This is a genomic window from Pedobacter jeongneungensis (assembly GCF_000633455.1).
Lineage (GTDB): Bacteria > Bacteroidota > Bacteroidia > Sphingobacteriales > Sphingobacteriaceae > Pedobacter > Pedobacter jeongneungensis_A.
The window spans coordinates 53654-72985 of record NZ_AYMG01000010.1 but is presented as its reverse complement, the minus strand read 5'-3'; the positions used below and the strand labels follow the sequence as shown (position 1 = coordinate 72985).

General features: G+C 37.3%; 10 protein-coding genes. 8 read left to right on the top strand and 2 right to left on the bottom strand.

The window, feature by feature from the left end; genetic code table 11:
- Nucleotides 1-7 precede the first annotated feature (7 nt).
- Both U859_RS0108495 and U859_RS32635 read right to left on the bottom strand, forming a co-directional pair.
- Nucleotides 8-1378, bottom strand: a complete 1371-nt coding sequence (locus U859_RS0108495) for a sigma-54-dependent transcriptional regulator (RefSeq protein ID WP_025142971.1) — start codon at nt 1376-1378, stop codon at nt 8-10.
- A gap of 128 nt (nt 1379-1506) precedes the next feature.
- Nucleotides 1507-1761, bottom strand: coding sequence for an endonuclease domain-containing protein (locus tag U859_RS32635; protein WP_410477223.1), 255 nt, complete (start codon nt 1759-1761; stop codon nt 1507-1509).
- 432 nt (nt 1762-2193) lie between these two features.
- Between U859_RS32635 and U859_RS0108485 the strand changes: the two genes are divergently transcribed.
- From U859_RS0108485 to U859_RS0108450, 8 genes are all read left to right on the top strand, one after another.
- Nucleotides 2194-3438, top strand: a complete 1245-nt coding sequence (locus U859_RS0108485; RefSeq protein ID WP_025142970.1) for an efflux RND transporter periplasmic adaptor subunit — start codon at nt 2194-2196, stop codon at nt 3436-3438.
- A 132-nt stretch (nt 3439-3570) separates the two neighbouring features.
- Nucleotides 3571-4269, top strand: coding sequence for an ABC transporter ATP-binding protein (locus U859_RS0108480; protein ID WP_025142969.1), 699 nt, complete (start codon nt 3571-3573; stop codon nt 4267-4269).
- 121 nt (nt 4270-4390) lie between these two features.
- Complete coding sequence (locus U859_RS0108475) at nt 4391-6862, top strand: ABC transporter permease (RefSeq protein WP_240183029.1); 2472 nt, start codon at nt 4391-4393, stop codon at nt 6860-6862.
- Between the two features lie 76 nt (nt 6863-6938).
- The gene (locus U859_RS0108470; RefSeq protein ID WP_025142967.1) at nt 6939-9299 is read left to right on the top strand and encodes an ABC transporter permease; all 2361 of its coding nucleotides are present in this window, start codon (nt 6939-6941) and stop codon (nt 9297-9299) included.
- 164 nt (nt 9300-9463) lie between these two features.
- Complete coding sequence (locus U859_RS0108465) at nt 9464-11851, top strand: ABC transporter permease (protein WP_025142966.1); 2388 nt, start codon at nt 9464-9466, stop codon at nt 11849-11851.
- Between the two features lie 69 nt (nt 11852-11920).
- Entirely contained in the window at nt 11921-14293 is a 2373-nt protein-coding gene (locus U859_RS0108460; RefSeq protein WP_025142965.1) for an ABC transporter permease, read from the top strand.
- 162 nt (nt 14294-14455) lie between these two features.
- On the top strand, nt 14456-16837 hold the full coding sequence (locus U859_RS0108455) for an ABC transporter permease (RefSeq protein ID WP_025142964.1): 2382 nt from the start codon (nt 14456-14458) through the stop codon (nt 16835-16837).
- A 77-nt stretch (nt 16838-16914) separates the two neighbouring features.
- Nucleotides 16915-19314 carry an ABC transporter permease gene (locus U859_RS0108450; RefSeq protein ID WP_025142963.1) on the top strand — a complete coding sequence of 800 codons (2400 nt, stop codon included), beginning with the start codon at nt 16915-16917 and terminating at the stop codon, nt 19312-19314.
- Nucleotides 19315-19332 lie beyond the last annotated feature (18 nt).

Here is a 19332-nt window from a genome sequence, read left to right as displayed (position 1 = left end):
ACCTCTCTCAGATTCCAAATTTCTCGATTCTTCTATAAAGTGCGGCCCGGGTTAAACCCAGCTCAGCTGCGGCTTTTGATATATTTCCTTTGTGTTTATCGATCGCCTTCTGCACCATCATTTTCTCCATATCCTCGAGCGCCATTTCATCGGGCATTGAATTATTCTGTGCAAAACGCTGCTGGCTTAATTGTAAATCTTCTTCCGAAATTTCATTTCCATCACTCATAATTACGGCCCGCTCCAGTACATGCTGTAATTCGCGAACATTGCCCGGCCATTTATAATTTAATAATACATTTTCTGCCTTGTTGCTTAAATTACGGATTTCTTTATGGTACTTGGAACTAAAAACCTGCATAAAATGATTGGCCAGCAATAAAATATCCGTTCCACGTTTACGTAAAGGTGGCAGTAACAGTTCAACCGTATTAATCCGGAAAAGTAAATCCTGCCGGAATGTATTTTTAGCAACCATTTCATTCAAAGGCATATTAGTGGCGGTGATCAGACGCACATTTACTTTACGTTCTCTACTTTCTCCCAAACGGGTAACTGTTCGGTTTTGTAAAACGCTTAATAGTTTGGCCTGAAGCGGTAAGGTTAAATTTCCAATCTCATCTAAAAAGATTGTTCCACCATCTGCAAGCTCAAAACGACCTGGTTTATCCTCTTTGGCATCTGTAAAAGCTCCTTTGGCATAGCCGAATAATTCACTTTCGAATAGGTTTTCGTTTAAGGAGCCTAAATCAACGTGCATGAAAACATGATTTTTGCGCAGCGAATTTCCATGGATTTCATAAGCGAAAACCTGTTTACCAGTACCATTTTCGCCTAAAATAAGCACATTGGCATCTGTTGGTGCCACTTTTAATAAGGTAGCCTGTAATTGTTTTATGCCTTCTGCCTGTCCAACAATATTCTCAAAACCCCTTGTAAGATCTTTTTGTAGGGAAGAATGTATTTTTTCGAGTTTTTTAACTTTTCTGGTCGATTCACGGAGTTTTGAAGCTGCAGAAATGGTGGCGAAAAGTTTTTCATTCTCCCAGGGCTTCAAAATAAAATCGGTAGCTCCCTTTTTGATCGCTTTAACGGCTAATTCTACGTTGCCAAATGCGGTCATTAAGATTACCACATAATCTTTATCGATCGATAAAATATGTTCAAGCCAATATAACCCCTCTCGTCCATCACTTGCACCTTTTTGGTAATTCATATCAAGTAAAATGATATCTACTTCATTCTTGCTCAATAAAACATTAATTTCTTTAGGCGATTTACAGGTAATAACCTGCTTTACCTGCTGTTTTAAGAACAAACGGGCACTAAGCAGAATATCGTCATCATCATCGATAATTAAAACTGTGGCGTCTAGCATAACCTCTCCCTATTAAAGTTAGTATATATTTATTCTTTTTTGCTATCCCTCTCCTTCAAGAGAGGGATTTATGGTAAAGTGGTTTGAACCCACAATTCTTATTAGGTTTTATATTTTTGCCCTGCCATTTATTTCAGCGCAAAAAGGTGACTTTTAATAACTTTTATAACCTCATCCAAATTATTATTTACATCCTCATTTGTAAAAGGGATTACCGTTATTCCAATCTCCATAAGTTCATTAGTACGGTTTTGGTCATATTGTTGATTTTCGGAATTGTTGTGTATTTCTCCGTCAATTTCAATAATTAATTTAGCCTCATGGCAATAAAAATCTGCAATAAATTTATGAACCGGGTGCTGTCTTCTAAATTTAAAATTCAGGATTTTCTATTTCTCAAACATTGCCAAATAATTTCCTCCACCTCCGTTTGATTTTTCCGTAATGCCTTCGAAAACTTAAAAAGCTTCGAATTGGCACCGTGAAATAACTTATCCTTATAATCATCCATATCTGATAGATTAACTTAACCTATTAAAGATAATGTTTTATGCTATTCATTTTACACCAGAAAGGATCAAACCTATTCTCTGAACCTTGCTTTTCTCCTCCCAGTCCCCTCTCCTCCAGGAGAGGGGACGAAGGGGGTGAGGCAAAATTAGTAAAACTGTCCGTTCCCGCACATTAACTGTCCGATAATGAACAGGTGAAAATAATAATAATACTTAAATAGCTGATTATTAGTGATTTAAATGTGATTTTAGCTTTTGGCACAAGCTTGGTTATCAGGATAACCGAACAGTACAACCGAACACATGGATAAGAAAATAGAGAAAAAAAGATTTAGCACTAAAACCTTATTAATTATTGGTGGTGCAATTGCTTTTATAGCAGTTGTAATTTATGGCTACACTTTATCGCTTAAAAAAGTTTATAGCGCCGATGCTGATAAATTAACCATCAGTAAAGTAGAATATGGCGATTTTGAAGATGTAGTTTTGCTAAATGCCAGTGTTGTTCCATTAACTTCGGTAATTGTAAGTTCATCAGAAGGTGGTACAGTAGCCGAAATTTTTACCGAAAACGGTGCTTCAGTTGTAAAAGGGACACCATTATTAAGAATTTCAAATTCAAATGCGATGTTGAGTTATACCTCTAGTCAAACCGCTGCTACCGAACAGATTAACCAGTTACGTAAATCGAGATTGGATTTAGAACAAAATCAAAGGGTTTTAAATCAGGATGTTTTAGATGTAGAGAACAGTTTAAGAACAGCCACCCGCCAATATAGGTTAGATAGTTCGCTTTTTGCCAAAAAAGTAATTACGCTACAGGAATTTAATAAATCGAATCAGGATTACGAATATTATCAGGGTAAATTGAAAATTGTGCGTCAGGCAATTAAACAGGAAAACCAGAGCAGGAAAATGCAGTTGGCGCAAATTGATCAATCAATGGGACAAATGAACGAAAGTTTAGAAATGATCCGTAAAAACATTGAAAATATGACCATAAAAGCACCTGTTTCGGGTAAGTTATCGTCTTACGACCCTGTAATTGGTAAATCATACAATTCTAACGAAATGATCGGGAAAATTGATGTATTGCAGGGCTATAAACTTCAGGCAGGTGTAGATGAATATTATATCAACAGGGTTAAAGAAGGACAAACGGCTAACTGTGAATTTAACGGTAAAACCTATAACTTAACGGTGAGCAAGGTAATTCCGGAGGTTACCGCTGGTCAGTTTCAGGTGGAAATGGTGTTTAAAGGTCCTGCACCTGAAGGTTTACGTCGCGGGTTATCATTACAAACCAAGTTAACCTTATCAGATAATAGCAAATCCTTGCTTTTAGCCCAGGGACAGTTTTTCCAAAGTACAGGCGGCTCCTGGGTATTTGTGGTAAACAATGGCAAAGCAACCAAGAAAAATGTAAAAATTGGCAGAAAAAATTATTTGTACTACGAAATATTAGATGGTTTGCAGAAAGGCGACGAAGTAATTACTTCATCTTATGATCAGTTTAACCAGTACGATCAGGTGGTGATAAATAAGTAGAGCGGTGAGCGGATGGCGTTTAGCGTCGATTAACCGATTTAAACAATTAACCAACTAACCAAAAAAGACAATAAAATTAATATAATCAGGTATTGATACCTGATACTAAATACTAGAAAAACACTTGATACGATGATTAAAATAGAAAATCTGGAAAAAGTTTACAAAACTGAAGAGGTAGAAACTACTGCGCTTAACGGGATTAACCTTCATGTGGCTGCGGGCGAATTTGTTTCCATTATGGGCCCATCGGGTTGCGGAAAATCTACCCTTTTAAATGTGATGGGTTTATTGGATAAGCCTGAAAGTGGAAGTTATAAGTTTATCGATACGGAGCTTTTAACACTTAACGACCGTGAACGCTCAAATTTCCGTAAGCGGAATATGGGTTTCGTTTTCCAGAATTTTAACCTGATTGATGAGTTAACGGTTTTCGAAAACATCGAACTGCCGTTAATCTATAATAAAGTGGCAGCTGGCGAACGCAAAAAACTGGTAAATGAAATCATCGAAAGGATGAACATCGTAAATCGGAGTGGCCACTTTCCGCAGCAGTTATCAGGAGGGCAGCAGCAGCGTGTAGCCGTAGCAAGGGCTTTGGTTACCAAACCTAAACTGGTTTTGGCTGATGAGCCTACCGGAAATTTGGATAGCTCGCACGGTAATGAAGTAATGGAGTTGCTCTGCGAACTGAACGAAACTGGAACCACCATTGTAATGGTAACCCACTCGAGCCACGATGCGAGTTTCTCCAACCGGATTATCAACCTGAAAGATGGTCATGTAATCTCAGAGAAGATTAATAAAAGCCGGAACGAAGAGCTGATTTAGAGGCTTAGGGTAAAAGGTTTAAGGCATAAGGTAAAATACCTTAAACCTTCAGCCCCAAACCTCACACCTTATAAAAAGATTTTAGTTTAGTTAATAATAGCCGCCCAATAATCTTCCCCGGATGGGGAGATTTGGGATTGGCAAAAGAAAGGTAAGAGGTAAAGCGTATGGTTTATGCGCCCTGACCTTAAGCCTTACACCTCAAACCTTCAACCTCAATAATATGTTCAAATTAAACCTTAAAATAGCCTTACGCAACCTTTGGAAAAACAAGGGCTTTTCTCTTATCAACATTGGAGGATTGGCCATTGGTTTGGCCAGTTGTATGGTTTTGTTGCTCTATGTTGCTTATGAGTGGAGCTACGATAAGCAGTTCTCCAATCATGAAAAAACTTATGTAGTTTATCAAAACATGGAGGCAAGTGGTAAAACTTTTAGCTGGGCGTGGACACCAAATGTGATGGCTAAAGAAGTGCAGGAAAAAATCCCTGGCGTTAAATATGCCTCACACACTACTTATCCGAGAAAACAACTCATTACCGTTGGCGAAAATAAGATCAATAGCAATGCCATATTTGCCGATCAGAATTTTACTAAAATATTGGATTATAAATTTCTTGAAGGTAATGCGGCCACAGTTTTAAAAGATGTAAATACCATTATTCTGACCAAGTCTTTTGCAACAAAATTATTTGGAAATGAAGATCCTATTAATAAAACAGTAAAGCTTGAAAACGAGGAAGTATTAAAAGTAGAAGCGGTAATAGAAGATGCTCCTGCAAATAGCAGCTTAATTTTTGAATGTATTATGCCCTGGGCATTGTTCGAAAAACGAGAAAGCTGGGTGAAGGAAGGCAATTGGGGGAACAACATGTGTTTAACACTTGTTCAGTTAAAGGATAATAACTTTTTCAATAATGCAAATGATTTGATGTATGGTATTTACAAACGCAATCAAAAAGATAATACATCAGTAGCTTTATTGCATCCTTTAAACAAATGGCACTTATACGATGATTTTGTAAACGGTAAATCGGTAGGTGGAAAAATAGATCAGCTTAAAATATTTTTATTGCTTGCCTTTTGCATCTTGCTAATTGCCTGTGTAAATTTTATGAATTTATCTACAGCACGGTCAGAGCGCAGGGCAAAAGAAGTTGGCGTTCGTAAAGCAATCGGATCAACACGTAAATCTTTAATTAGTCAGTTTTTTTTAGAATCCCTGCTCATCACATTTATCGCCACCGTATTGGCTTTTATCTTAATTGAGGTTAGTTTGCCATATTTTAATAGTCTTTTAGATATTAAATTAACAATAGATTATCATAACAGCCTGTTTTGGTTAACATTAGTGGGGCTAATGATTTTAACCGGATTAATTGCGGGTAGTTATCCGGCACTTTATCTATCTTCTTTCGAGCCGATTAAAGTGTTAAAAGGTTTCACACTTAAAACAGATTCATCCACTTCGGTGAGGAAAGTATTAGTGGTTGGCCAATTCGTTTTTGCCGCAAGTTTAATTATCTGCACAGCAGTAATTTATCAGCAACTTAATTATGTTAAAAACAAGCCTATTGGTTATGATCAATCCAATTTAATTCAGATAGCTGTAGTTGGCAAAATGAACGATGCTGCTAAGCTAGAATTGCTTAAAACACAACTTATAGCCGCTGGTGCAACAACTCATGTTACTTCTTTTAGTACAGATTTTACTGAAGGTGGAGATAATACAACGGGTGTAGAATGGGAAGGTAAAAATCCGAATGAGAAAATTTCTTTTAACCATAGGGCAATAGGATATGATTTTGTTGAAACTATTGGAACCAAGATGGTAAGCGGCAGAGAGTTTTCTGCGAAATTTCCAAATGATACAACCAGCATATTGTTAAATGAAGCAGCAGTGAGAATGATGGGATTAAAGAATCCGGTAGGTAAGGAGATTACTTTCTGGGGTAAAAAACTAACTATAGTTGGTATTGTAAAAGATTTTGTGGTAGAAAGTGTTTACCAAAGAGTATCCCCAATGATTTTTAGGTCAAATGGAAAGTACGATGCGAGGGTTATCATTGCGCGTTTAAATCCAAATCAAAATATCAGTTCGTCACTGGCTAAAATGGATGATTTAATAAAACAGATGGAACCTAATTATCCTGTTAACCGCAAATTTGTGAACGAATCTTTTGAAGTGAAATTTCAGAACGAAAAACTTTTAGGCTCACTTTCGAACTGGTTTGGTGGTTTCGCCATTTTTATTTCTTGTTTAGGATTATTAGGTCTGGCGCTTTTTATGGCCGAGCAACGCAAAAAAGAAATCAGTATCCGTAAGGTTTTAGGTGCCAGCACAGGTAATATCCTCGTGTTGCTGAATAAAGATTTTATAAAATTGGTGGCCATTGCCAATCTGATAGCGTTTCCATTAGCCTATATCATTGTAAATAAATGGCTTTCATCTTTCGAATACCGCATCGCTATATCTGCATTGCCGTTTATCGTAGCCATTGCTTTGTCGGTAATCATTGCCGTACTTACCGTTAGTGTCCAGTCGGTTAAAGTAGCGAAAGCAAACCCAATTGATGCACTTAAATATGAATAAGTAACACGTTTAGCGTTTGGCGATCAGCGTGGATTTATCGCTAACCGCAAAACGCTTTACGCTAAACCTCACAAATATGTTCAAACTCAACCTCAAAATAGCATTACGCAATCTGTGGCGAAACAAAGGCTTCACCCTCATTAACCTGGGTGGATTAGCCATTGGTTTGGCCAGCTGTATGATTTTGTTATTGTACGTAGCCTACGAATATGGTTACGATAAACAATTTACGGATTATGATAAAACCTATGTACTTTATAACAACCAAAAAACTGCATCAGAAACTTTTAGTTTCATGGCTTTCCCTGGTCTGTTGAAAGACGAAATTAAAGAGAAGGTTCCTGGTGTAGCAAAGGTAAGCCGTTTATCCTACCCTGAACCGATGCTTTTATCTTATAATCAGAACAATTTTAAAATGAACGCCGTTTTTGGTGATCCTGATTTTCTTAAAATGTTCGATTATAAAGTGTTGAAAGGGAATTCGAATACATTTTTGAATAGTGTAGATGGGGTGATTCTGACAGAAACACTGGCTAAAAGCCTTTTTGGTAATGAAGATCCGCTTAACAAAGTGGTTAAGCTGGATAATAATGAAAATTTAAAGGTAGAAGGTGTTATAGCAGATCGCCCTAAAAATTCAACTTTAGTTTTGGATTATATCATGTCGTGGAAATTGTATGATAAATTAAATCCATGGACAAAAAACAGCGGCTGGGGCAACAACTATTGTATGATGTTTATGCAACTTCAGGATAATTTATCTTTTGATCGCACCAATAGTCAGTTAAAAGGGATGATCAAAGCGCATGATAAAGAGGTAAACGGCGAACCTTTTATGCATCCGCTTTCTAAATGGCATTTGTACGATAAATTTGAAAATGGTAAAAATGTAGGTGGAAGTATAGATCAGCTGAGGATATTTTTCCTTTTAGCTTTTTGTATCCTTTTAATTGCCTGCGTAAATTTCATGAATCTTTCTACTGCCAAATCAGAAAAAAGAGCGCGTGAGGTTGGTGTGCGTAAAGCCATCGGTTCCTCCCGCAATAACCTGGTAAGCCAGTTCATGTTCGAGTCTGTATTATTAACCACCTTGAGTATGCTGGTGGCATTTGTTCTGATTGAAGTAAGCTTACCTTATTTTAATAATTTACTGGGCATTACCTTAGGAATAGATTATAAAGATTATAAGTTTTGGTCGGTATTTTTGGGTTTAACCCTGTTAACTGCAGTAATTGCGGGAAGTTACCCTGCTTTTTACCTTTCTTCTTTCGATCCGGTTAAAGTTTTAAAAGGATTTAAACTTTCCGGAGGATCTTCATTGTCCATCCGTAAATTTCTGGTCGTTTTTCAATTTGTTTTCGCAGCCTGTTTAATTGTTTGTACAGGAGTAATTTACCAGCAGTTAAATTATATCAAAAATAAGCCAATCGGCTATAATAAGGCAAACCTGGTACAGATTTCTACCGAAGGCGAATTTTCTAAAAAAGAAAAACGCGAAATCCTAAAGGATGAATTACTTAAATCTGGTGCTATAACAGCCTTTACAGAATACAGCACCTCATTAACTGGTGGAGGAAACAATACTTATGGAATTAAATGGCCAGGCAAAAACGAAAAAGATAAAATCCTGGTCAACTTTAGGTTTACTAACCTTGATCTTACCAAAACTACAGGAATGGAAATTTTACAGGGAAGAGATTTTTCGAAAGATTTTGTAGATACAGCTAATGTTTTGGTTAACGAGGCGATGGTTAAAGTAATGGGGATGAAAAATCCGGTTGGCAAAATGATTGATTGGGACCAGCCCATCAGGATCATTGGCGTACTAAAAGATTATGTGATGGAATCGCCATACCAGAAAGCTAAACCACTTCTTATTGCGCAAAACCCTAACCGGGCTACTACCATTATTATGAGGTTGAACGATAAAAATAACGTTACTTCGTCTGTTAACCAGATTAATGAAACAGTAAAAAGATTAAATCCGTCTTATCCGGCAACAATAAGATTTGTGGATGATAATTTTGAGCTAAAATTCAGGAATGAAAAACTTTTAGGAACGCTTTCTAACTGGTTTGGAGGCTTCGCTATTTTTATTTCCTGCTTAGGTTTGTTAGGCTTAGCCTTATTTATGGCCGAGCAGCGTAAAAAAGAAATCAGCATCCGTAAAGTTTTAGGGGCCAGTACAGCCAACATCCTTACCTTATTAAATAAAGATTTTATAAAACTGGTTGCCATTGCAAACCTGATTGCTTTTCCGTTGGCCTATATTATTATTAACAAATGGCTATCGGGCTATGAATACCGCATTTCGGTTTCTGCGCTACCGTTTATTGCTGCGGTTAGCCTGTCGGTTATTATAGCAATACTTACGGTAAGTATACAATCTGTCAAGGTGGCAAAAGCAAATCCGGTAGATGCACTTAAATACGAGTAAGGCAGGAAGGCGGAAGGTTTATAATCTATCCCCCCAATTTTACAATTTTTATAAAATATTAAAATTAGAAGATATAATGGCTGGAAGGCTGAAGGTTATAGGGTAGAAGGTTTAGACACCTCAACCTTCCAACCTTCAACCTTTTAACCCTCAACCTCAAAGGAATGTTTAAACTCAACTTAAAAATAGCACTACGTAACCTTTGGAAGAATAAAAGCTATGCTATGATCAGCATATTCGGTTTGGCCGTGGCCTTAACCATTTTTATTTTAACAATGTTGTATGCGAATTATGAAAAAGGATTTGATTCCTGGAATTCGGGTTATGAGCATATTTATCGCGTAAATTATAAGTCATCAACTGAAAATGTTGCTTTAAGCCCTGGTAACATGGCAACAGTGAGTAAAGAGAAAATTCCTGCTGTTGAAGCCGCAACCCGGATACAGGATTACTGGTTTGGCGATCTGCTGCTTAAAACAAAAACAAAGAGTTTATATGTGAATGATGTTTTGCTTGCTGACAGCAATTTTTTAAAGGTATTTAATTACCCATTGGTTTATGGTAATGCCGAAACTGCATTGAGTAAACCGCAAACGTTGATTTTAAGCAAAACAATGAGCGAAACGCTTTTTGGAAGTGGCGTAAATCCGGTTGGTGAAACCATTATACTTGATCAAACATTGCCCTGCACGGTAACGGCTGTGGTAGATGAGGCCAAATTTCCATCGCATTTTCATTTTAAACTCATCCGGAGATTTAAAAAGAGTGCCAGCGATGATTATTACAGCAATAACTTTTATACCTATGTTAAATTAAATGCAAATAGTGATGTAGTACAAACAGAAGGGTTATTGAATAAGAACCGTACAGAAATATTAAATGCCGAGCTGGCCAAATTACCAAACGACGAAAAAAGTAGTTTTTCTGAATTCATTACCCAAAATAAACTTTATCTGCAACCTGTAAAAGCAATACATTTAACAAAAGCCAATGTTGAGTACGAATTTACGGGCAATGGAATAGGGCGTTACATGTACCTGATGTTTATCGTGGCTACACTAGTGTTGATTATCGCTGCTGTTAACTTTACCAATTTATCCATTACTATTGCTACAAGAAGGGCTAAAGAAACGGGGGTACGAAAAGTTTTGGGTGCTCATAAAATGCAGATTGGTATGCAGTTTATTTTAGAAACAGCTTTTCAGTGCTTATTGAGTCTGATTATTGCGATTATTATGGTAGAACTCTTCTTGCCCGGTTTCAATAACACTATTGGTTCGTCTATCCAACTCAACAACTTTTCTGATTATAGTCAGATAGCCGGTCAGATTTTACTATTGCTCTTAACCATAACCCTAATCGTAGGACTTTATCCGGCATTACTTATTAGTAATATCATCCCTGCCAAGGTATTAAAAGGAAATTTTGCGAATAGTAATAATGGTTATTGGATTAGAAACGGGCTAATTGTACTTCAGTTTGCTATTGCTGTTTTATTTATTTCGGGCATTTGGATCATTAATAATCAGTTGAACTACATGCAACAGCGTGATCTGGGCTATAAACCACAGCAGGTAATGGCCATAAATTTACAAGATGATAGTGAGGCACATTACCAGAAAGTAAAAAATACACTAAAAAATATCAGCGGTGTAAACAGCATAAGCAGGGCCGATCATATTCCCGGTGAAGATATGGGTGGAAATAGTTATATGAACGAGGGAAAAACCTACAATGCCAACTTTATTTCTATTGATGTAGATTATTTTAATACGATGGGGATGAAGATTGTGGATGGAAGACCGTTTAGCGCTGCAATAGCAACCGATACCCTAAATTCACTGATACTGACTGAAACTGCAGCTAAAACTTTTAATCTTCAAAATCCTGTTGGCAAAACGATTAAATTCCATACAATAGACGCGAAAGTGATCGGTCTGGTAAAAGATTTTAATCATTATAGTCCTGAAAAAGCTTATCAACCAATTGTTTTTCAATTTATTAAAGGAAATCCACTCCGATATGTTTTGGTAAATGTTTCTGCGCAAAAATCGGCTGCAGTTATCGCACAGATTGAAAAAGAATGGACAAAACTCGAGCCTGATTTTCCTATTAAATATACCTTATTGGATAGATCATTTGAAAAGCTGCTGCAAAAACAGATGCAACTCCGAAGTGTTGTCGCATTTTTATCCATCATTACGGTTGCGCTTGCTTTAATGGGGATTTTTGCCATTGCCACATTTACCACTCAGCGCAGAAGTAAAGAGATTAATATCAGAAAAGTTCTTGGCGCCTCAATTTTTGATATCCTGGGCCTATTAAATAAAGGATTTGCCAAACTTGTTGTGCTGGCGAACTTAATTGCGTGGCCTATTGCCTATTTAATATTAAGAGAATGGCTTAACGGTTTTGCCTTTAGAATAGCTATGCCTGTTTTGCCTTTTGTTTTATCGGGATTAATTACGCTTTTTCTTACGGTTGTTATTGTGAGTTTACAATCATTTAGAGTTGCAAATGCTAATCCTGTTGATGCTTTAAAATATGAGTAATCCGGTTGGCAGTTTTCAGTTAGCAATTTAACAATTAACCAATTTAACAATTTATACAGTTAACCTATCATGTTCAGATTAAACTTAAAAATAGCATTGCGTAACCTTTGGAAGAATAAGGTAAGCTCGTTTATTAATGTAATTGGCCTGGCTATAGGTTTGGCTGCTTGTTTAACCTTGTTATTATACGTTACCTACGAATGGAACTTTGATAAGCAGGCTAAAAATTCGGCCGATGTTTTTACCACCATGACCAATATTCCAGGTGATAACGGTAAAATTTCAGGAACTTTTGAAGGTTCAACCACCGCGTTTGGTCCGGCAATTAAGCAAAGCCTGCCCGAGCTTAAGTATATGGCAAGAATGGATTACGGAGGCAAGAATTTAATTGCCAACGGACAGAACGCTTTTAAGCGTCAATCTAAATTCGCTGAACCCGATATCCTGAAAATGTACGATTATAAATTTATTCAAGGTAATGCCAATACGGCTTTAAGTAATCCAAATTCGGTTATTTTAACTGAATCTACTGCTAAAGTACTGTTTGGAACTACCGATGTGTTGAATAAATCGGTGCGTTTTAAAGATCGCTTCGATTTGAATATTACCGGTGTAATTAAAGATCAGCCCGATAATAGCTCAAACAAATTTGATTATTTAATGCCCTGGTCTTTTTACGAAACGGTTGATCAAAGCGCCAGAGATCTCAACTGGAGCAATTTCAGCTTTATAACACTTGTAATGTTAAAAAGCGGTGCGAATTTAGATCTGGTTAATCAAAAAATAAATCAGATCGAGAAAAAAAATAACACCAACAATCAGCAATCGCAGGTATTATACCCTTTGGCAAAATTACATTTATACGGCAAGTTTGAGGATGGAAAAAGTGTTGGCGGTGCTGTAGAGCAGATATATCTTTTTGTTGCACTGGCTTTTGGCATCCTGTTGATTGCCTGCATCAATTTTATGAATATGGCCACTGCCAAATCAGAAAAACGTGCAAAAGAGGTAGGCATCAAAAAAACCATTGGTGCTAACCGTGGCTCACTGATTGTCCAGTTTTTAACCGAATCGATGATGCTGACCTTTATTGCAGTGATTTTTTCCATTGCACTCCTCGAAATCTTTTTGCCAACTTTTAATAACCTGCTGAACATCAAACTGAACGTATCATATTTCAATAGCAGCAGTTGGATAGGTATTTTAGGGATTGTTCTTGCTACGGGTTTAATTGCCGGTAGTTATCCTGCATTTTACCTCTCGTCTTTCAATCCGATCCAAACGTTAAAAAGAAAAATTAAATCAAAAGCATTCTTTGCGGTGAGTTTACGGCAGGTATTGGTAGTTGGGCAGTTTTGTTTTGCCATTATCCTTATCATTTCCACTTTGGTGATCTATAAACAGATCCAGTACATTAAAAACAGACCGGTAGGCTTTGATGTGAACGCTTTGGTAGAAATGCCTCAGGATGGCGAATTAAAAACGAAATATGAGCTGCTGCGTTCAGAATTGTTAAAATCAGGTGCGGTTACTTCAATGTTCCAATCTTCGGTGAGCTTATCACATCATGGACGAAATTTTTCGGGTATAGAATGGGAAGGAATGTTGAAAGCTACAAATAACCAAATGTTTAACCAGGTAATCACCACCTACGATTTTATCAAAACCAATGGCATCAAATTGACGAGCGGAAGGGATTTTTCAGAAAATTTCGCATCAGATACCAGTGCGGTGATGGTGAGTGCTTCGGCTGTTAAAATTTTTGAGTATAAAAATCCAGTTGGTAAAACAGTTACCATTAATGATGATAAATTTAATATTATAGGTGTTTTTGATGATTATGTATGGGATTCGCCCTATAAATCGAATAACCCGATGGTGGTATTCTTTGATAAGGCACAAACGGGAAACATCACGATGCGTTTGAATGAAAATAACAGCCTCCAAAGTAATATCGAAACCATCAGCAGGATTACAAAAGCTATAAATCCGGCTTATCCTCTTGAAATTAATTTTTTAAATAACGTATACGCCGAAAAATACAATGCCGAGAAAACTTTAGGCATCCTCTCAAACCTTTTCGGTGGTTTGGCCATTTTCGTTTCCTGTTTGGGTTTATTTGGTTTAGTAGCTTATAGTGCCGAGCAAAGAACAAAAGAATTTGGGGTACGTAAAGTATTGGGTGCTTCCTTATTTAACTTAATGCAGTTGTTATCATTCTCTTTTGTGAAGATGATTGTGGTGTCGATTGTTATCGCTATCCCTTTAAGTTACTTTTTAATGAATAAATGGTTGATGAAATTCGAATTCCATACCGAAATATCCTGGTGGATTATGCCGCTTGCCGGCTTAGGAACATTAATGATGGCATTGGTTACCGTGAGTTTTCAAGCCTATAAAACGGCGAACGCCAATCCTGTTGATGCACTTAAATACGAATAAGGGTGGGAAGGTGGAAGGTAATAGGTTTAGATGGCTTAACCATTCCCACTTTTAATAAATATTAAATAACATAATGGCTGGAAGAGATAGAGGGAATAAGATTGAAGATTTAGGTTCTTCAACCTTCCAACCCTTAACCTTTCAACCTTCAACCTCAAAAATATGTTCAAACTCAACTTAAAAATAGCACTGCGTAACCTTTGGAAAAACAAAGGCTTTACATTGATCAATGTTGGTGGACTGGCAATTGGCATGGCCTGTTGTTTAATGCTGCTATTGTATGTATACTATGAATGGAGCTTTGATAAACAATATAAAAATGCCGATAAAGTATATTTATCTGCATTAAATTTAAAGTTTAACGGCAAATTGGCTACCACAATGGCGGTTCCGAATAAACTGGCCAAAGCCGGAGCTTCAGAACTTCCGGGCATTAAGAGTGCTGCACGCATATCAATGAATAACGGTCAGAAATTATACAGCCGAAACCAGCACAATTTTAAACTGAAAAGCATTGATGTTGATCCCGATTTTTTGAAAATGCTCGATTATAGGTTTATCTATGGAGATCCAAACTCGGCCTTAAGCGAGCCAAATAACGTACTTATTAACGAATCTACGGCTAAGAAACTTTTCGGTGATGAGAATCCTATCGGGCAAAGCATTAAATACGATAACCACATTAATTTAAAGGTGAGTGCCGTAATAGAAGATCTCCCTAAAAATCAGAGTATCCAGTTTGATGTGTTACAGCCATGGGCCTTCTTTGAACAGGAAAATCCATCCGAAAAAGAATATGGGTGGGGTGCCATTACCTGTTTAACTTTATTTCAGCTTAAAGATAATGCCTCATTGGAAGCTACAAATGCGGCTTTAAAACATTTTATTACAGATAAAGAACCCGAATTAAAAGAAATGACTTATGAGCCTTTTCTTTTTCCTTTAAGCAAATTGCATTTATACGATGATTTCGATAACGGAAAAGTTGTTGGCGGTAAAATCGATCAGTTGAGGTTATTTGTTTTTCTGGCCATTTGCGTGTTGTTTATCGCCTGTATCAATTACATGAACCTTTCTACCGCTAAATCAGAAAAACGGGCAAGAGAAGTTGGTGTGAGGAAAGCTTTGGGTTCTACCCGGAATACCATCATGGGACAGTTTATGGTAGAATCGCTTTTATTATCGTTTTTAGCCATGCTAATTGCTTTTACACTGCTCGAAGTTTCTTTGCCATACTTTAACAACCTGCTCGATATTTCGATTAAAATCAATTATAGTTCAATGGGATTTTGGGCTGTATTGCTTTCAATGGTATTAATTACTGGTATCCTGGCGGGAAGTTATCCTGCATTTTACCTGTCATCTTTTATTCCCGTAAAAGTTTTAAAAGGATTTAAAGGTTCAACGGGTTCATTGTCTATCCGTAAAACCTTGGTAGTGGTGCAGTTTAGCCTTTCTATCTGCATGATTATTTCGGCAATTGTTATTTACAGCCAAATTCAGCACCTTAAAAATAAGCCATTAGGCTTTGATGAAACCGCATTGGCACAAATTGATCTGGAAGGAGAGTGGGCAAAACCAGAGAAACTGCATACTTTTAAAAACGAACTGGAAAGGGCAGGGGCTATCATGGCTTCAACTGAATATGCCCGTTCTTTTACCAGCAGTGGTTCTATTACCGGTGATATTGTATGGCCGGGCAAACCTAAAAATGATGTTTCGATTATCAATTACAGGAGCACGGGTTTCGATTTTGCTAAAACTACAGGCGTTAAAATAATCGAAGGACGGGATTTTGACCCTAAATTTTCGGCTGATACCTCCACATCGCTTTTACTTAATCAAAGTGCCGTTAAAATAATGGGTTTAAAAAACCCTATTGGTACCATTATCCATTGGGGTGATAATCCGCCACTTAAAGTAGTAGGCGTGGTACAGGATTATTCGAGCGAATCGCTTGCTTCAAAAATACAGCCAACGGTTTATTATTATAATGTTAAAACAAGTAAAGTACTGTTACTTAAACTAAACCCCAAGCAATCGCTATCTGCCTCTATTGAAAAAATAAAATCAGTGAGTCAGAGTTTAAACCCGGCTTACCCTATAGAAGTAAAAATGGTTAGTCAGGGCATGGCCGAAAAGCTTCAAAGCGAAAGGTTACTCAGTGTACTTTCGAACATTTTTGGAGGGTTTGCCATTTTCATCTCCTGTCTTGGTTTATTGGGTTTAGCACTTTATACTGCCGAACAACGCAGTAAAGAAATCAGTATCCGTAAAGTGCTGGGCGCCAATCTTTCGGATATTTTAATCCTGCTGAACAAAGATTTTATGAAACTGGTGATCATCTCCAACATTATCGCTATTCCCGTGGCTTACATTCTTCTTGCCAAATGGCTCGAAAAATACGATTATAAAATTACAGTAAACCTTTGGCCCTTTTTACTGGCGCTGTTAACCTCGGTAATTATTGCCATTTTAACGGTAAGCCTGCAAACTTTCAAAGTAGCTAAAGCAAATGCTGTTGATGCACTTAAATATGAATAAGACCTGCGGATAGCGTTTGGGGCTAAGCGATAAATCAACGCTGACTGCCAAACGCTTCACGCTAAACCTCACTCAATATGTTCAAACTTAATTTAAAAATTGCGTGGCGAAACCTTTGGAAAAACAAAGGTTATACGCTGATCAATATCCTTGGCCTTTCTATCGGAATGGCCAGTTGTATCCTCATTTTTATTTTTATCCGTTATCAGCTCAGCTTTGATGAAAACTTTAAAAATGAAGGCAGAATTTACCGTGTAATAACCAGCTGGACAGCTCCTGATAGTTTTTTTGAATCTCCCGGTACGGCCAGGCCACTTCCGCCAGCTATGCGTAACGATTTTCGTCAACAATTTGATAGAGTAGGAACCATTCAGGGCGGTGGCGGAATTATTAAGGTAAAAGATGCATCAGGAAAAGAAAGCATTAAAACCGCAGAGGATGTGCAATATGCAGATCCTGATTTTTTCGAAATCCTTGATTTTAAATGGCTGGAAGGCAACCCACGTCAATCATTAAGCCAACCTAATACTGTTGTTTTGTCTGATGAAATGGCCAACAAACTTTTTGGCGATTGGCATAAAGCAGTGGGGCAAAGCATCAATTTTAAGAATAAACTAGACCTTAAAGTAACTGGAATCATAGAAAAAACACCTGAAAATAGTTCGTTTCCACTTAGAATTATTATTTCCTACAAAACTTACCAAAACCAGGCCGGACCAGAGTTAACCAGCTGGGGATCGGTTTCTTCATCATCCGAATGTTATGTTTTGTTAAAAAAAGGTGTTTCTATTGAAGATGCGAATAGGAGTATTCCTCAATTTATCGATAAATACTATCAGAAAGATGATATTTCAAAAGAAGGGCATCGTTTTCAACCCCTAAGGGATATTCATTACAATGAAGAACTTGGCAATTTTGCAAACAAAGTAATTTCTAAAAAGGAACTTTACGGCTTAGCCATTATCGGTGTTTTTTTATTGCTTACCGCTTGTATCAATTTCATTAATCTCGCAACCGCACAAGCGGTAAGCAGGGGTAAAGAAGTTGGTGTGCGTAAGGTAATGGGGAGCTTACGCAGGCAATTAATCGTTCAGTTTTTAACCGAAACTTTAACAATAACGGTTCTTTCTTTACTGGTGGGCTGTGTTTTAACCGAAATTGCGCTACCGGGCATGCAAAGTTTATTTAAAGATCATATTTCTTTTAGTATTATCGAGCACCCCATCATTCTCGCGTTTATGCTTGTTTTGATGATATTGGTAAGCTTTTTAGCAGGTTTTTATCCTGCAATGGTGATGTCGGGCTATAGCCCTGCATTGGCAATAAAAAATAAAATTACTGCAAATGCCGGAGGTTTAAGTTTACGCAAAATCCTGGTGGTGGTACAGTTTGCCATTACCATTATACTCATTATCGGTACCTTGGTTGTGCTTAGGCAAATGAGTTACATGCGAGAGAAACCGCTTGGTTTTATTCCAACCGCTGTTGCTTTGGTCGACATTCCTTCTGATAGCATTGCGATTACCCGCTACCATACGCTACAGGATCAAATCAATAAAATCCCGGGAGTATTATCAACCAGTTATTGCAGTGCTGCACCATCATCTGATTTTAATAACGAGAGTAATTTCAGATACAACAGTACTGTAAATGCAACCTTTCAGGCCAATACCAAAACTGGTGATGAAAACTATTTTAAAACATTTGGTTTAGCAATTATTGCCGGAAAAGGTTTAACTAAAAGCGATACCGTTAGAAATTTTGTGGTAAACGAAACCATGTTGAAAAAACTGAATGTGGTTAATTATAATGAAGCCCTTGGTAAAACCATTAGGGTACATGGTAAAACAGGGACTATTGTTGGAGTGGTTAAAGATTTTAACAACAGAAGCCTGCATGAGCCTATTTCGCCAATTATTTTAAATAGCGATAAAGAATCTTATACCACTATTGCAATAAAACTGGATAGTAAAAGTATTTTGCCTGCTATGCAGGCCATCGAAAAAACCTGGAACAATGTGCTGCCTGAGTATGTGTATGGATCTACTTTTTTGGATGATAAAATTAGCGAGTATTACCAGACTGAAAAAATAATGGGTGCCCTTTTTAAAGTATTTGCAGGGGTAATTATCTTTATTTCCTTTATCGGTTTATTTGGTTTGATCTCTTTCGTAGCTACTCAACGCACACGCGAAGTGGCCATTAGGAAAGTATTGGGCGCATCAACAGTCGAACTGGTTAAAATGCTGAATGGTTCATTTCTGATGATGGTTTTTATAGCCAATTTAGTTGCCTGGCCTTTAGCTTATCTGTTTGTTGCCAAATGGCTGGCTACTTTTACCTACCGGATAGAGGTGAATATATGGCCTTTTATTTTGGCGATGATCATCTCGATGACGATAACGCTTATTACGGTAAGCATCCGCTCGTACAAAGCTGCGGTTGCTAATACCATTGATGCCCTTAAATACGAATAAAACCTAAGGGTGGCGTTT

Excerpts from the sequence above, each read along its gene's own strand:
- U859_RS0108465 (WP_025142966.1), top strand. The coding sequence starts at position 9,464 with ATGTTTAAACTCAACTTAAAAATAGCACTACGTAACCTTTGGAAGAAT.
- U859_RS0108480 (WP_025142969.1), top strand. The coding sequence starts at position 3,571 with ATGATTAAAATAGAAAATCTGGAAAAAGTTTACAAAACTGAAGAGGTA.
- U859_RS0108460 (WP_025142965.1), top strand. The coding sequence starts at position 11,921 with ATGTTCAGATTAAACTTAAAAATAGCATTGCGTAACCTTTGGAAGAAT.
- U859_RS0108495 (WP_025142971.1), bottom strand. The coding sequence starts at position 1,378 with ATGCTAGACGCCACAGTTTTAATTATCGATGATGATGACGATATTCTG.
- U859_RS0108475 (WP_240183029.1), top strand. The coding sequence starts at position 4,391 with ATGGGGAGATTTGGGATTGGCAAAAGAAAGGTAAGAGGTAAAGCGTAT.
- U859_RS0108485 (WP_025142970.1), top strand. The coding sequence starts at position 2,194 with ATGGATAAGAAAATAGAGAAAAAAAGATTTAGCACTAAAACCTTATTA.
- U859_RS0108450 (WP_025142963.1), top strand. The coding sequence starts at position 16,915 with ATGTTCAAACTTAATTTAAAAATTGCGTGGCGAAACCTTTGGAAAAAC.
- U859_RS0108455 (WP_025142964.1), top strand. The coding sequence starts at position 14,456 with ATGTTCAAACTCAACTTAAAAATAGCACTGCGTAACCTTTGGAAAAAC.
- U859_RS0108470 (WP_025142967.1), top strand. The coding sequence starts at position 6,939 with ATGTTCAAACTCAACCTCAAAATAGCATTACGCAATCTGTGGCGAAAC.